A 13504-nucleotide genomic window follows, 5' to 3' on the forward strand; every position below is an offset into this window, starting at 1 on the left:
AGCTAATAAATGATTGGTATCAGTAACTTTAGTCTGTCCTTCATCAAATGTTAAATAGGGTGCACTACCATGAATAACATTAGTTGTATAAGACGATAATGCATAACTATTTGATGAAAAGAATAAAAATAAAGTAACGGCGAAAACACTAAAAAGTGGCGAGAATAAAAATAACCTTAAAAATCGAGGAAAAAATAAACCACTAGAAAAGACTGAACGTTGATTAAAATAACGTGATGATTTTAAAGTATAAGTTGGGCAGGTTTGGTGTTTGGTGTTTGGTGTTTAACATTATAGCTCATAACGACAGTCCTGTCAAGTAATTCCATGTTTTATTTAATTTTTTAAGTCTGTTCGAGCAAATTACAGTCGATTATTGTACTTAAAATCTGCTAAGAGTATAGTGATTGAAAATAATCTATGCAACTGATTTAAAAAGCTAAATTGTTAACTTTTGTAAATATTATTAGTGAGATAAGCTGTTAACGCACTGTTTAAACCCTTCACCTCTCCTCAAATTCTTGAGTTTAAAAAGTGCGCTCTTCAAAGATATGCTATGCAGTCAATCTACATTCGATGCCTGATTTGTTAAAGGTTGAACGCAACTTATTGTATTTATACACTTATTGATAGGTACAATTTGTTACGTTGTATTTGTCAGATTATCAATGGTAACATCATAGGATTAATCTCCTCGACAAACTGCTTCTATAGCATGATATATATCTGTCCAATTATCATGATAAATAATACCATATGATGCAACATAAACTGGACTTGTATACTTTGTGTCTACACCTCTATCTGCTGTCCATATTCCTCTATCTCCCCACAATCCTACGTTATATTTCTTTAACATCCCCCATTCTCCCATAAAATTACCAACTGAACGAACCCAACCATCATTACTATTGGGGTTTTTCATTATTATTTCATCTGATTTATACATATATTGTTGACGGAAGTTGTCATCCAATGCTTCATGTAATCGCACTCGGTTAGGATTATAGTGTCCTACATTATCAGGAGGAAGTTCTCTTCCTGTACAATAATCTAATACATAAAAAGTCAGTTTATCTGTAAACTTTTCGAATGCTCTTGAATCTTTTTTTGCTTCTGATTTAACATTGGTATATGTCATACGTTTACCTCCTTTCGATGGCCATTTACTCGGTACCGGGATCGTAAAACTATCTATCCAAAACCAATCTCGACCGTTAAAATACTCCATAGTTATTACCGGCGTACCATTTTGAATAAATTGCCATTTTTTTTCTGCCGCATAATTAACCGTGCAGTTTTCACCATAACCACTGATGGTCGATAACCATATTTTGCCACCCCCATTATGTGAATAACAGCGATAACGACTTTGGTCTGCACCTGCACCTATTAACGTAAATGCCGCATTTTGAAAACCCGTGGTCGGGAAACCACTCCAGCGTGAAAAGCCCCAAAAGTTATGAAATACATTTCCGTCATAACCACCATAATCGTCCATATCATTTGGTCTTAAATAGCAGATACTGGGATTATAGGGAATGACGGTATATTCCACCCAACTATTACCATAATAACGATTATTCGGTACACCATAAGGGGTATTAGCTTTAATATCCCTAACCTCTACTCTTAATTTATAAGGCCCACCGCAGCCCCATAATTCATTACCTAACCTATCATTCGGAATTTGTACGCCATTTTCATACCATGTCGCTTTTAGATAACCTGATATATATCCACCCGCTTCATCACCATCTGCATCACCAATATAAAGAGAAGGGATATGATGAGCATTACCATCACTGATGACACTATGGGACAAGACTTGATTAAAATGCATACCGGGCGGTGCTTTGATGGCAACCCCGGCATCCCAGGCGCTTATCCAATTATAACCACCTTGACCATTAGGAAAATTCAAACCTATTATTTGACGCAAATCAGTTAAAGGGTTAAAACCATCACCTAATATAATATAGGGAGAATTCCCGGTAATAACTTTGACGGTACTGGCTCTTAGGGATGTTAGTGCATAACTACTTGATGAAAAGAATAAAACTAAAGTAACGGCGAAAACACTAAAAAGTGGCGAGAATAAAAATAACCTTAAAAATCGAGGAAAAAATAAATTATTAGAAAAGACTAAACGTTGATTGCAATAACGAGATGAATTTAAAGTATAAGTTGGGCAGGTTTGGTGTTTGGTGTTTGGTGTTTAAAATTATAGTTCATAACAACAGCCTTGTCAAGTAATTCCATGTTTTATTTGGCTTTTTTAAGTTAATTTAACTAAATAACAGCCTATTATTGCGCTAAAAATCATCTAAAAGTATAGTGATTGAAAATAATCTATGCAACTGATTTAAAAAGCTAAATTGTTAACTTTTGTAAATATTATTAGTGAGATAAGCGGTTTAATCATATTTTTCCCTTTTAAAAACCCTCTCTCCTCAACTTTTTTTGATTAAAATAGCTCTCCATAAAATTATTTTTGTGACTTTTTAAATATAGAGGGCTATTGCTGAGACACACTATTTTCAAGGCGATTTAGAAAAAATATGCTATACTACAACTTTATTTAAAATAGTAGAGAGATTATTTTGCAACAATCATTACAAGATTTTATTATTGATAAAATTGATGACCTTAAAGGCAAAGATATTGTTACCCTTGATGTTCGAGGTAAATCAAGTATTACCGATTATATGATTATCTGTACAGGCACATCTAACCGTCATGTTGCATCAATAGCAGGACACTTACTTGATGAAGCAAAAAAACAAGGCCATCTTGTATTAGGTAGTGAAGGCCAAAATGATGCTGATTGGGTGGTAGTTGATATGGATTCTGTCATTGTACATATCATGCAAGAACAGAGTCGGCAACTTTACGAACTCGAGAAACTTTGGAGTTAGTGACGTGAAAATACAGCTTATTGCTGTTGGCAATAAAATGCCCAATTGGGTGACCACTGCTTTTAATGATTACCAATCCCGTTTCCCCAAAGATACGCCTTTAGAACTGATTGAAATACCAGCAGGAAAACGGACTAAAAATGCTGATATTGTGCGAATTTTAGATAAAGAAGGTGAATTAATGCTAGCTGCATGTGGCAAAGGTAATCGCATTGTCACACTGGATATTCCAGGCAAACCTTATACAACCCACGATTTAGCAAAACAACTTGAACGTTGGAAAACCGATGGTCGTGATGTCAGTTTGTTAATTGGCGGTCCTGAAGGTTTGTCGCCAGCATGTAAAGCGGCGGCTGAACAAAGTTGGTCATTATCACCTTTAACATTGCCTCATCCATTAGTACGAGTAATTGTTTCTGAAAGTCTTTATCGTGCATGGAGTTTAACGGCTAATCATCCTTATCATCGTGAATAGATCGGATAATAAAATGAGTACTATTATTTTAGATTTGCAAATTGCCTGTAAGCATCATGAGAATCTCCCAACAGAACAACAAATTATGCAATGGCTAGAAGTGATCTTACCGCAGTTTATGGATAATGCCGAAATCACTATACGAATTGTCGATAAAGAAGAGAGCCAACATCTTAATTACACTTATCGTAATAAAGATAAACCGACAAATGTTTTATCATTCCCATTTGAATCACCAATTGAAATTGATGTGCCGTTACTCGGTGATTTAGTGATTTGTAAACAAGTGGTTGAAATCGAAGCTAGCGAACAACATAAATCATTAACATCACATTGGGCACATATGATTGTCCATGGATGTTTGCATTTATTAGGATATGATCATATCCTTGACGAAGAAGCTGAAGAAATGGAAAATATCGAAATCGACATCATGGCACAATTAGGTTTTGATAACCCTTATCAACTAATTGATTAAATAAGTGTGACTAATAATCTGTTTAGATATTAGAACAATAACAATAAATCGAACTATATTTGATATTACAAAAAGGAAGAGAGCAAAATGAGTGATGATAATCACCGGAGACCCAAAAAAGGGTTTACATTATGGTTAAGTCAATTATTCAATTCAGAACCAAAAGATAAAGAAGAACTGATCGAAGTTATTCGTGAGGCTGAAGAAAATCAACTCATTGATCTTGATACCCTCGATATGATCGAAGGTGTAATGGATATAGCCGATCAACGCGTTCGTGATATCATGATACCTCGCTCTCAAATTGTAACAATCAAAGATAATTTCACCCTTGATGAATGTTTAGATATTATTTCTGAACATGGTCATTCACGTTATCCAGTAATTAGTGAAGATCGAGACCATATCGAAGGGGTACTATTAGCCAAAGATTTACTCATTTATATTCGACAAGGTGTCAACGATTTTGATTTGAAAAAGATCCTAAGACCAACTGTTGTCGTTCCTGAAAGTAAACGCGTTGACCATATGTTAAAAGAATTCCGCATGCAACGCTATCATATGGCAATGGCCATTGACGAGTTTGGTGGTGTTTCAGGCTTAGTCACTATCGAAGATATTTTAGAACTTATAGTTGGTGATATCGAAGATGAATACGATGAAGTTGAAGATCGCGATATTCGCCGTTTATCACAATCAGTTTATTCTGTCCGTGCCCTTACTCCTGTAGAAGATTTTAATGAAATTTTTGCCACCACGTTTAGTGATGATGAAATGGATACTATTGGCGGATTAGTCATGCAACATTTTGGACGTTTACCAATCCGAGGCGAAACGATTACTATTGATGGTTATCAATTTAAAGTAACCATTGTTGACCGAAGACGTATTATTCAATTGCATGTCACGATCCCTGAAGATGCAAACATACCTAATTTAGAGCAATCAGAAAATGCTTAAACAAATTTTATTAAGCTTTATCTTTGGTGCAATTGCGGTATTTAGTTACGCACCCTTTCATATCTGGCCACTTGCATTTGTAGCATTTGCCGGCCTTTTGTGGTTAATCGCTGATAAACCGAAAAAGAGAGCAATGCTTATTGGTTTTAGCTGGGGTATTGGCTATTTTTTAGCGGGTACTCATTGGGTTTATATAAGCATTAAACAATATGGTGAAGTACCAACATCGGTAGCAGTAATTATTTTAGGACTACTAATCGCATACTTAGCATTTTACCCTATGTTATTTGCATTATTGCTAAGAGTATGTGATCGTTTCGCACCAAAATTCTCGATAAAACAATTGGTTTTGCTCACCCCTATTTTGTGGCAGCTTACTGAATTTTTACGAGGCTATATTTTAACCGGTTTTGCGTGGTTAGAACTAGGATATAGTCAACTAGATAGTCCATTGAGAGGCTACTTCCCGATAGTTGGAATAAATGGTGTCACATTAATATTGACTATCTGCTGTGGTTTAATCATCTATTGTTTAAATATGACATTGAATCGCTCCCCTAAAAAGCACCCAATTGGTGCAATTTTCGCACTATTAATGCTCTTTATTGCACCAATATCATTCAATTCAATTAATTGGACAACAATTGACCACAGCCGCTCTGCTGATTTTAGCTTAATTCAAGGTAATATTTCACAATCTCTCCGCTGGACCAAAGAGCAACTAAATAAAACTCTGCAAACTTATGGCTCATTGACTGAACAAAATCTTGCTAAAGATAAAATTATTATTTGGTCTGAGGCAAGCATTACCGATTACGAAATCAATCAGCAACCTTTCCTCCAGTTTTTAGATAACGAAGCAAGGGCAAATAATAGTGAAATAGCTGTTGGTATTATTGATTACCGTTTAGGAAATTACGGTTATCAAGAGAACCCTAATATTTATAACACATTGCTAGTGTTAGGTGGAAAAACACCATATCAATACCCTAACACCAACCGTTATCAAAAACATCATCTGGTACCGTTTGGTGAATTTACTCCTTTAGAATCATTACTTGATCCTATTGGGCAAATGCTTGATATCCCAATGTCATCCATGCAGGCTGGTGCTGAAAAACAACCACCACTTGAGATAAAAGGCTTCAAATTTACTACAGCAATTTGCTATGAAGTTATTTTATCCAATTTGATTTTAAAAAACTTTACCGCAGACACAGATTTTTTACTAACTGTGTCTAACGATGCTTGGTTTGGTAACAGTATTGGCCCCAAACAACATTTACAAATGGCGCAAGCAAGAGCCTTAGAGTTTGGCAGACCAATGATTCGTAGTACCAATACAGGTATTACAGCAATTATTGATCATCATGGTCAAATTGTTGAACAATTACCACAATTTCAAACTCAGGTTTTAAATTACAAATTATCCCCCACTGTTGGTTTAACCCCTTATGCAAGGTTTGGAAACCTTTTCTATTATCTGATTATTTCATTATTATTTATTTTGATTTTTGTAAGAAATCGTCGCTAAGCAATATTTTGGCATAAATATTGCTTATATAATATTGAAATTCAAAAAATTGGCTATGTTAAGAATTGGTAAAAATCATCGAATTTCTTGACTGTAGCTTGTCCTTTTAAACGATAAATAAACAGTAAAAAGTACTTTTATGCTAAAAAATAAGTTATAATATACGCCCTTTGTAAAAATATTAAATTTATTTAATATGATACAAATTAAACAGTAGGAGATGAGTATGTACAAAAAGACAAAACTAACCAAATTAGTGTTATCATTAGCAATGCTAGGCCTAATGAGTGGTGCCGCTGTTGCAGAGGAACTAAGTGGTACATTGGCTAAAATCAAAGAAAGCGGTGTGATTGTTGTTGGTCATCGAGAGTCTTCTATCCCATTTTCCTACTATGGTGAAAAACAAGAAGTTATCGGTTATTCTCAAGATTACTCTAACCTAATTATAGATGCAGTAAAAAAAGAACTAAACTTGCCGGATCTTAAAGTTAAATATTTACCAATTACTTCTAAAACTCGAATTCAATTACTAAATAACTATACCTATGATTTTGAGTGTGGTTCCACAACAAACAATCTTGAACGTCAAAAGACAGTAGATTTTTCTGACAGTATTTTTATTGTAGGTACCCGATTCCTTGTTAAAGCAGATAGCAATATCAATAGTATTGAAGATTTAAAAGGAAAAAATGTGGTGACTACCGCTGGTACTACATCTGAAGTCCGTTTAAACCAAATCAATAATAAAGAGAAGTTAGATATTCGTATTATTACGCCGAAAGATCATGGTGATGCATTCAATGCTCTCGAAACGGGTCGTGCAGTGGCATTTTTAATGGATGATGCACTTTTAGCCGGTGAGCGTTCACGTGCAATTAACCCTGCAGAATGGAAGATTGTCGGTGAGCCATTATCTTATGAATCTTATGGTTGTATGTTAAGAAAAGGCGATACCCAATTTAAACAATTAATGGATAAAACCATTGCTGATGCTCAAAAATCAGGAAAAGCATTAGAATCTTATAACAAATGGTTTACTCAACCTGTTCCACCAAAAGGAGCGAATATGGCTCTTGAAATTTCACCAAAAATGGTTGAGCTTTTTGCAAATCCAAATGATAAAGCATTAGATTAATACTTTTCTTATCTTTCTAATCCTATGTACTAAATGTATGTTGCATTTAGTACATAATCTAATTTAGTGAAATAAATATATTATGAGTTTCAATTGGACACTATTTTTTGAATCCACTCCGTATGGTGATGGAATTTATTTAAACTGGCTTTGGGATGGTATTGTTGTTACCGTTTCATTAGCAGTTACTGCTTGGATTATTGCATTCATACTAGGATCACTAGTGGGAATCTGCCGAACGTTAGAAAATAAATTTCTAAATCGTTTTGCAGCCGGTTATATCCAACTATTCCGTAATATCCCATTACTAGTGCAAATGTTTTTATGGTATATGTTATTTCCAGAAATTCTATCTGGAAGTTTAAAAACATGGTTTATATCTGGCTTATCACCTGATGTCAGTGCATTTATCACAGCAGCAATTGCTTTAGGTTTGTTTACTTCTGCGCGTATTGCAGAACAAGTTAGAACAGGTATTCAAACTTTACCCAAAGGTCAACGTTATGCCGCTATTGCACTTGGTTTAACAAATCGACAAGCATATATGTACGTTCTACTACCTAATGCTTATCGTCGTATTATTCCACCACTAACGTCTGAAATGACCAATATCATTAAAAATTCATCAGTTGCATCTACTATTGGATTGATAGATTTGATTGGCCAAATAGATCGCATTAACGATGCAACTAACAGCATTGTTGAAATTTTATGTGGAGTAACGATTGCATTTATGTTGATAAACTATGCCGTACTAACCATTATGCGTTTTGTTGAAAAACAAACCCGCTTACCTAATATGAATCATGGAGGATAACATGCAACTACTAAATTGGATTGCAGATATACCTTCATTAGTATCAGACAATTATCATCTACTATTAAGTGGGTTATGGTTAACCGCTAAAATTACATTTACCGCCGTCGTATTTGGTATTGTTTGGGGGACAGTATTAGCTTTAATGCGTTTATCAAATAATAAAATACTAAATATTTTTGCTAAATGTTATGTCAATTTATTCCGTTCCATTCCATTACTATTAGTTTTGTTATGGTTCTATTTAGCGTTACCACAAGTTATTAAACATATATTTAATTTACCGCCTTATGCTGATGTTAGGATTGTTTCAGCAATGATCGCATTTGCTTTATTTGAAGCAGCTTACTATTCTGAAATCATTCGTGCAGGGATTAATGCGGTTGCTAAAGGTCAATATCATGCGGCTTACGCATTAGGTATGACCAAAAGTCAGGCAATGCGTTTGATAATATTACCACAAGCATTTAGATCAATGGTGCCATTGTTGTTAACACAAGGTATTATCTTGTTCCAGGATACCTCTTTGGTTTATGTGATGAGCTTAATTGATTTATTTGGCGCCAGTGTTACCCAAATCGGTACGGTTCAGGGTGGTACTGTTAAATATTCAATGATTATTTTTGCAGCAATAAGTTACTTTATAATTTGTTATACTGCTTCTCGTTTAGTTAATTATTTCAAGAAAGGGATAAGTCGATGATCTCCTTAGAAAATGTATCAAAATGGTACGGAAAATTTCAAGTATTAAAAAACTGTACTACAAGAGTAGGTAAAGGTGAAGTTGTTGTTGTTTGTGGGCCTTCTGGTTCAGGTAAATCAACACTAATCAAAACCGTAAATGCTCTAGAACCTATTCAACAAGGTAAAATTATTATTGATGGTACTGAGATTACAAATCCATCGACTAATTTAGCAAAACTGCGTTCAAAAGTGGGAATGGTATTTCAACACTTCGAGCTTTTCCCTCATTTAACAATTTTGAAAAATTTGACACTTGCTCAAATTAAGGTATTAGGCCGATCAAACGAAGAAGCGCGTGAAAAAGCGCTATCGCTATTAGATCGTGTTGGTTTATTGGCTCATGCAGATAAATTCCCAGCTCAACTATCTGGTGGTCAACAACAACGTGTTGCAATCGCTCGAGCACTATGTATGGATCCTGTCGTTATGCTATTTGATGAACCAACCTCGGCTCTTGATCCGGAAATGGTTAATGAAGTACTAGATGTTATGGTTGAATTAGCTTATGAAGGCATGACCATGATGGTTGTTACCCATGAGATGGGCTTTGCACGTAAAGTTGCACATCGCGTGATCTTTATGGATGCTGGTGAAATCATTGAAGATACCTCAAAAGAGCAATTCTTTACCAATCCGCAATCAGATCGTGCTAAAGACTTTTTAGCTAAGATCATTCACTAATAGATAAAAAAGCACCAGCTATAATACAATAAGTTGGTGCTTTATCTATATCAGCAATAATTTAAGTGTCGCTACTATTGTAGAACATTTTTTATTTGTTCAACTAGGCCACTTTCTCGATGAATTTGACTTTTCACTACACGATCTAAAATTTTAGCATCAGAATAAATTGAGACTGTTTTTTTAGCCCTTGTTATTGCCGTATAGAGTAATGATCGATTAAGTAGTGGCGAAAATTCTGTTGGTAGAATGATATTAACATGATCAAATTCAGAACCTTGAGATTTGTGGATCGTCATTGCATAGGCTGTTTCATGCTCCGGTAATCGATAGGGAGAAAAGCCTTTAATAGAACCATCAGAAAAAGGGAAATAAACCCGTAATTTTGAGTGATCATGTTCAGCCATAAGAGTGATACCAATATCACCATTATATAAACCTAATGCGGTACTATTGCGTAAGATCATAATTGGCCGACCAATATACCATTGATCACGATTATTTAATTTAATCAATTTATGTTTGGCTAATAATGATTCAATTTGCTTATTTAACCCACCTAACCCAAATTTACCTTCACGTACAGCACAAAGTAAACGACACTCAGCAAATTTACTTAAAACATTGGTAATATCATTATATTGATGATATTTAATAGCATTTAGGTAATTTTTATAATGTGCTACACAATCATCTAAAACAGCTTGGTAAGTTTGACATGAAGATAATTCATAATAACAAGCATCTGGTAAAGCTTCATTGGCTAGCAGTTTTTTAACCACTTGCAATTGACCTTCTTTAACGGCATTAGCCAACAAGCCTATTCCTGAAGACTCGTTAAAACGATAACTTTTTTTCAATAAACAGATACTATCGGTGATCATACTTGCTGGTTGGTCTGCGATTGGAATAGTATAGCCAGTTAATTGACTTAGTTCATCAGCCCTAGATTGACTATATCCATTTAAAATAAAGCCACATAAGTCACCAAATACTGCACCTGCTTCAACAGAAGATAGCTGATCTTTATCACCCAATAAGATTAAGCGAGCACAATCAGGCAGAGCCTCAATAATTCTTGCCATCATATTCAGATCAACCATTGACGCTTCATCAACTACAAGAACATCAATATGTAATTGGTTGTGTTTATTATAATTAAATGAGCGATTATCAGTTTTTGCACCTAATAAACGGTGCAGAGTCACGGCTTCAGTTTGAATATTTAATGATTCAAAAGATAACTGTTCAATTGCTCGACTGAGAGATTCGGTTAACCTTGATGCAGCTTTGCCAGTTGGTGCTGCTGCCACGATTCGCGTGGTAGGATCATTTAAGACTATTCCTGCTAAGATTTTAGCTACTGTGGTTGTTTTACCTGTACCTGGGCCACCTGAAATAATGGCAATTTTACGAGTTAGCGCCACCGCAACCGCAATTTTTTGCCAATCAATAGTTGTATTATCATCAACAAATAGTTGGTCGAGAATATTTTTTAAGTCAATCGGTTTACTTGATGTAATATTCAACTGTGGTTGATTAAAAAACTGTGCAACATGACGTTCATCTAGCCACATACGTTGAAAATAAAGTTTATTTTCAATAAAAATAAGTGGCGCAAGTTGCTTCCCATCACTTACTACCTGTTTATATGAAGCTACACAGAGTACATTAACCCAATCTTCAACTGTTGGAGCATTGAGTTCCTGCCAAAGTTGTGGATCGATAAATTGTTGATTCAGGCGAGTAATATCAAGACAAACATGACCTGACCTGACTTCCTGACTTAACGATATAATTAAAAAGGCAAAACGTTTACTAATAATTTCATCGTTGCCATCAACTTTATTGACCAAAAATTGTGCCAAATGAAGATCGAGTAAACTTATCTGACTATTCTGTTTAAATTGCTCAAACCAATTAGTTAACATTGTTTGTACTTTATTTTATGAGGTTTATAAACCATATATATCTTTTTCTTTATCATTTGGATAAGTGAGTTTAAAGCTTAAATTAAGATCTTTAGTTTCACTTGGATTTAAAGTAAATCGCCAAGTTAATAATCCGGTTTGTTTATCATATTGAGCACCATCATATTTAGCATCATCAAGTATTACGGTTTTATTTAAAATCACCGGTAGCTGATCATTAACTACGATATCAATTGGCAATATTTTATTATTTTTGACATCAATAGTATAAGCATACTTTTGTGAAATATCATCACCAAATAGTGATGGAGTTGAGGTTTCTTTAACATTACGATTGCGGGCGATTAAAATGTTTTTATCACGTCCTAATGAAAAATCCAATGTCTCTTTAGCACTTTGGGTTGAGATAGTTGTCTCACCAACAAAATCTCCATTAAAGAAGATATTGGCTTTTCCTGAGAATAGATTCAGTTTATCCCAGTCTCTTATCTGTGCTAGTAAATAAACACTACTATCTAATTTAGGCGTTGAAATATAATGATAATTAGCTTCAACTTCATTTGTTTGCAATGTAAGAATATTATTTTCACTATTGGTTTTGATAGTATAAGGTAATTTAACATCAAATTGGGTATTGATACCTAAAGTATTAACTTTGGTATTTTGGCCAGGCTCTACCAATCTTGATTTTGATTCTCGTTCGTAATATTCTTCTTTCTCGGACTTGGAAAAAAATAGACCACTTTTTTCACTATAAACATCAATATACCATGGATTAATTTCAGGGGCAGATATACCTTTACTCGGATTAGAGGTTGATAAACTAAAATCGACATTTTGCCAATCTAAACCACTGTTTTGATAAATTGCTGCTTTATAGGTCAATTGTAAAGGCGAATTAATATCGGCAACTCGGACATCATAAATCGGTTCCCAACCAGCTTCAGAGGTAACATATGAAAGTGTAATAGGTAATGTAATATCTTTATTGGAAATGACTTTGACAACAACTGCATTATGTAATTTGTCAGCTTCTTGCATTTCATCTATTTGGGTTTGGCATTGTTTAATTTGTTCATCTAACCAATCAATTTCTTTTTGTAATCGACTTTGCTCATTTAATGTCACAGTTAGATTAGCTTTTACAAAATCTAGTACATTTTTCATGGCAATTAAATCAGCAGATTCACTTTTAACTAAGCTATCTAAGCGATTACCTTGCAAAAGTGAAACTTGTTCATTCACCACTTTTAGTTGAATTTCTACAATATCATGCTTTTCTTGTAACTGTTGCCTATTATCAATAAGCTTTTGAATATCTTGACTATTATTTACATTTCCAGCATATTTATTATTTAATGATGTCGACAATACTTTGACATCATTATTACCAAAACCAACATTGATTGAATCAGGCTTAACATTATTTGCGATACCTGTTAATATGATTTCACTTTCACCTTTAGTTAATGAAACAGTGGATTGTCCTTGCAATTCGGCACCTTGTAAAAACAAAGTTACTTTATTTAATGTAACATTATTATTTGCCCAAGCACTTCCTGAAATTAATGCAATAGCCAATGCAATTTTGTGAATTTTCATATTAGCAGTTCCCTATATCATGATGATTTTATTTATTAATCTATTAAATATAAATTAATAAAAATATAATTATCTACAGTTTTTTATGATCAAAAAATATTCATTATTTTATATTTAATCAGCATAAGATTTAAATTACAAATCTAAATTATTTATTTTTTGTTTAGTACATTGAACATTTATTAAAAATAATGTAAATTTTGTTACATATAAAAAACAAAAGGAGGCG

General features: G+C 34.0%; 12 protein-coding genes. 9 read left to right on the plus strand and 3 right to left on the minus strand.

Features of this window, described 5'->3' with window-relative positions; all coding sequences use genetic code 11:
• Window positions 1-685: 685 nt before the first annotated feature.
• Window positions 686-1924, minus strand: coding sequence for a hypothetical protein (locus H3U96_RS03370; RefSeq protein ID WP_165601595.1), 1239 nt, complete (start codon window positions 1922-1924; stop codon window positions 686-688).
• A gap of 676 nt (window positions 1925-2600) precedes the next feature.
• On the opposite strand from H3U96_RS03370, the gene rsfS reads away from it, so the two are divergent.
• The 9 genes from rsfS to H3U96_RS03415 all read left to right on the plus strand — a co-directional run bounded on the left by rsfS (window position 2601) and on the right by H3U96_RS03415 (window position 9742).
• Window positions 2601-2918 carry a ribosome silencing factor gene (rsfS, locus tag H3U96_RS03375; protein ID WP_034902136.1) on the plus strand — a complete coding sequence of 106 codons (318 nt, stop codon included), beginning with the start codon at window positions 2601-2603 and terminating at the stop codon, window positions 2916-2918.
• A 4-nt stretch (window positions 2919-2922) separates the two neighbouring features.
• Window positions 2923-3393, plus strand: coding sequence for a 23S rRNA (pseudouridine(1915)-N(3))-methyltransferase RlmH (rlmH, locus tag H3U96_RS03380; protein WP_086360588.1), 471 nt, complete (start codon window positions 2923-2925; stop codon window positions 3391-3393).
• 13 nt (window positions 3394-3406) lie between these two features.
• Window positions 3407-3871 carry an rRNA maturation RNase YbeY gene (ybeY, locus tag H3U96_RS03385; RefSeq protein WP_086360589.1) on the plus strand — a complete coding sequence of 155 codons (465 nt, stop codon included), beginning with the start codon at window positions 3407-3409 and terminating at the stop codon, window positions 3869-3871.
• 87 nt (window positions 3872-3958) lie between these two features.
• Window positions 3959-4831 carry a CNNM family magnesium/cobalt transport protein CorC gene (corC, locus tag H3U96_RS03390; protein WP_086360590.1) on the plus strand — a complete coding sequence of 291 codons (873 nt, stop codon included), beginning with the start codon at window positions 3959-3961 and terminating at the stop codon, window positions 4829-4831.
• Window positions 4824-6365 carry an apolipoprotein N-acyltransferase gene (gene lnt / locus H3U96_RS03395; protein WP_086360591.1) on the plus strand — a complete coding sequence of 514 codons (1542 nt, stop codon included), beginning with the start codon at window positions 4824-4826 and terminating at the stop codon, window positions 6363-6365. The genes corC and lnt overlap by 8 nt, the downstream gene beginning before the upstream one ends.
• 226 nt (window positions 6366-6591) lie before the next feature.
• Window positions 6592-7500: a glutamate/aspartate ABC transporter substrate-binding protein gene (locus H3U96_RS03400; RefSeq protein ID WP_065614560.1), complete on the plus strand. Its 909-nt coding sequence runs from the start codon at window positions 6592-6594 to the stop codon at window positions 7498-7500.
• A gap of 82 nt (window positions 7501-7582) precedes the next feature.
• Complete coding sequence (locus tag H3U96_RS03405; RefSeq protein WP_034902149.1) at window positions 7583-8317, plus strand: amino acid ABC transporter permease; 735 nt, start codon at window positions 7583-7585, stop codon at window positions 8315-8317.
• Window position 8318: 1 nt separating this feature from the next.
• Window positions 8319-9020, plus strand: coding sequence for an ABC transporter permease subunit (locus H3U96_RS03410; RefSeq protein WP_034902150.1), 702 nt, complete (start codon window positions 8319-8321; stop codon window positions 9018-9020).
• A complete protein-coding gene (locus H3U96_RS03415) occupies window positions 9017-9742 on the plus strand; it encodes an amino acid ABC transporter ATP-binding protein (protein WP_034902152.1) in 726 nt (241 codons plus the stop codon). The genes H3U96_RS03410 and H3U96_RS03415 overlap by 4 nt, the downstream gene beginning before the upstream one ends.
• Before the next feature lie 74 nt (window positions 9743-9816).
• Here H3U96_RS03415 and recD read toward each other — a convergent pair whose 3' ends face one another.
• Both recD and H3U96_RS03425 read right to left on the minus strand, forming a co-directional pair.
• Window positions 9817-11673: an exodeoxyribonuclease V subunit alpha gene (gene recD, locus H3U96_RS03420; protein ID WP_086360592.1), complete on the minus strand. Its 1857-nt coding sequence runs from the start codon at window positions 11671-11673 to the stop codon at window positions 9817-9819.
• Window positions 11674-11697: 24 nt separating this feature from the next.
• Window positions 11698-13275, minus strand: coding sequence for a DUF4139 domain-containing protein (locus tag H3U96_RS03425; protein ID WP_034902154.1), 1578 nt, complete (start codon window positions 13273-13275; stop codon window positions 11698-11700).
• Window positions 13276-13504: the final 229 nt, after the last annotated feature.

This window comes from Gilliamella sp. M0364 (assembly GCF_016100565.1).
GTDB classification, from domain to species: domain Bacteria; phylum Pseudomonadota; class Gammaproteobacteria; order Enterobacterales; family Orbaceae; genus Gilliamella; species Gilliamella apis.

Bases quoted from the DNA above. Each gene is read 5' to 3' on its own strand.
- ybeY (WP_086360589.1), top strand. From the start codon at position 3,407: ATGAGTACTATTATTTTAGATTTGCAAATTGCCTGTAAGCATCATGAG.
- corC (WP_086360590.1), top strand. From the start codon at position 3,959: ATGAGTGATGATAATCACCGGAGACCCAAAAAAGGGTTTACATTATGG.
- lnt (WP_086360591.1), top strand. From the start codon at position 4,824: ATGCTTAAACAAATTTTATTAAGCTTTATCTTTGGTGCAATTGCGGTA.
- H3U96_RS03400 (WP_065614560.1), top strand. From the start codon at position 6,592: ATGTACAAAAAGACAAAACTAACCAAATTAGTGTTATCATTAGCAATG.
- H3U96_RS03405 (WP_034902149.1), top strand. From the start codon at position 7,583: ATGAGTTTCAATTGGACACTATTTTTTGAATCCACTCCGTATGGTGAT.
- H3U96_RS03410 (WP_034902150.1), top strand. From the start codon at position 8,319: ATGCAACTACTAAATTGGATTGCAGATATACCTTCATTAGTATCAGAC.
- H3U96_RS03415 (WP_034902152.1), top strand. From the start codon at position 9,017: ATGATCTCCTTAGAAAATGTATCAAAATGGTACGGAAAATTTCAAGTA.
- recD (WP_086360592.1), bottom strand. From the start codon at position 11,673: ATGTTAACTAATTGGTTTGAGCAATTTAAACAGAATAGTCAGATAAGT.
- H3U96_RS03425 (WP_034902154.1), bottom strand. From the start codon at position 13,275: ATGAAAATTCACAAAATTGCATTGGCTATTGCATTAATTTCAGGAAGT.